The organism is Treponema sp. R6D11 (assembly GCF_054786075.1).
The window spans coordinates 1-2,089 of the sequence record NZ_BDHD01000255.1 but is presented as its reverse complement, the minus strand read 5'-3'; the positions used below and the strand labels follow the sequence as shown (position 1 = coordinate 2,089).

Sequence of the window (2,089 nt, the reverse complement as noted above, 5' to 3'; positions counted from 1 at the left end):
GCGGCGAGGAGCTAATGCGCAGAATACTCGCTCAGGCCCCCGGCTTCCCGGTAATAATGCTTACCGGCCACGGCTCCGTGGAAACCGCCGTTAACTCCATGAGGGACGGCGCGTGGGATTTTCTTACAAAACCCGTGGACATGGATCATCTTTCTTTGATAATCAAGCGCGCCCTGGAAAACCGCGAGCTTGTTTTCAAGCACCGCCAGATGACCGAAGAAATTGAAAGGCAAAAACAATTTAAGTCGATAATCGGCAATTCGCGCGCCATCCGCGACGTTTTTGACACCATGAACAAGGCGGCGCCCACAAAAGCTTCCATCTTAATTACCGGGGAATCGGGGGTAGGGAAAGAACTTGTCGCGGACGCGATTCACGAGCTTTCTCCGCGAAAAGATTTTCCCATTGTTAAAGTGCACTGCGCCGCGCTTTCTTCCTCTCTTTTGGAAAGCGAGCTTTTCGGCCACGAAAAAGGGGCGTTTACCGGCGCGGTTTCCCAACGGCACGGGCGTTTTGAGCTTGCCTCCGGCGGAACCCTTTTCCTTGACGAAATAGGCGAGATAGACCAGAACATACAGATAAAACTTTTGCGAGTTTTACAGGAAAAGAAATTTGAGCGGGTAGGCGGGGAGAAGACGCTTGAAGTTGACGTGCGCATTATCGCCGCCACAAACAAGGACTTAAAGGCGGAGATTGAAAAAGGCAATTTCCGGGAAGACCTTTATTTCCGCCTGAACGTCGTAAATATCCTAGTGCCGCCGTTACGCGAAAGAAAAGACGACATCCCGCTCTTGGCGGCCTCTTTCCTGAAAGAGTTCTCGCAGGAAAACGGGAAAAAAATCGAAGGCATACACGAGAAGGCGCGTTCCCGCCTTTATTCATACGAATGGCCTGGGAACATCCGCGAACTGCGAAACTGCATCGAAAGCGCGGTTGTAATGTGCCAGTCGAACATGATAACCGTGGATGATCTGCCCCCCGTCCTGCGCGACGTAGCCGATGAGGGCTGGATAAACATCAGACTTGGCGCGAGCATGGAAGAGTGCGAGCAGATAATTATCCGCGACACCCTTTCCCACTGCAAAGGAAACAAAACAAAAGCCGCCGATATGCTCGGTATCGGAAGAAAGACGCTTCTTCGCAAACTTGACGGCGGAGAAGAGTAAAGAAAAACCCCTGTTTTTGGGTTAAAAACAGGCAAAATTTCCGTTTTTTTTATTTTGCGTTTGGGAATTGTTGGTTTTTGTCGAATATTTGACTTTTAATTCAAATTAATATAAAATAATCTTCTGTTTATCATCTGTCAATCAAGCCTAAGTCGTAATGACAATCAAACGTTGTTTGATATGGTTTTGAGATAGAAGATAGGACAAACTATAGGAGGAACATAGTATGAAAAAGATTATAGGGGTGTTTTTAGTTATTACCGTGCTTTTCATGTTTTTCTCATCGTGTAAAAAAGGTGGATCTTCAGGCAATATTCCCACATTTGACCAGCTTAAACTGGGCGAAGATCACACCAATATTAAAGCGAATATCCGCTTTAAAACGCACCGTACCGATATTATTGATACCGTACTTGCGGGGTATGTAAAAGATTTCCAAAAAATGTACCCGAATGTTAACATCAGTTATGAAGGGATTACGGACTACGCCGAATCAATGACGACCCGTATAAGCACTCCAGACTGGGGCGACGCGTGCATGATCCCCACAACAGTCCCGTTGACCGAACTGGAAAATTATTTCCAGCCGTTCGGACAGACCGAAGTTCTGGAAAAAACTTACAATTTCGCCGATAATAGGGCGTTCAAAGGCATAACCTACGGACTGCCCTCGACTTCCAACGTACAGGGCATCGTATATAACAAAGCGGTATACCAAAAAGCCGGAGTTAACCCGCTTCCGAAAACGCCGGACGAATTCCTTGCCGCTCTTAAAAAAATTAAAGATACCACAAGCGCGATTCCGCTGTACACCAATTTTGCAGCCGGCTGGACAATGGGCGCGTGGGACGCTTATATCGGCGGTTCCGCCACGGGCGATCCCGACTATATGAACCAGAAACTGCCCCGCGAAAAAAATCCCT

The 2,089-nt window shown here is 47.6% G+C and carries 2 protein-coding genes; both read left to right on the top strand.

Annotated features, from left to right (window positions below; translation table 11 throughout):
* Positions 1 to 1,166: sigma-54-dependent transcriptional regulator (locus tag ACYVTD_RS11965; protein WP_461247990.1), on the top strand; the 1,166-nt coding region annotated here is incomplete at its 5' end.
* A gap of 226 nt (positions 1,167 to 1,392) precedes the next feature.
* A partial coding sequence (locus ACYVTD_RS11960) for an ABC transporter substrate-binding protein (protein WP_461247989.1) occupies positions 1,393 to 2,089 on the top strand: 697 nt, incomplete at its 3' end.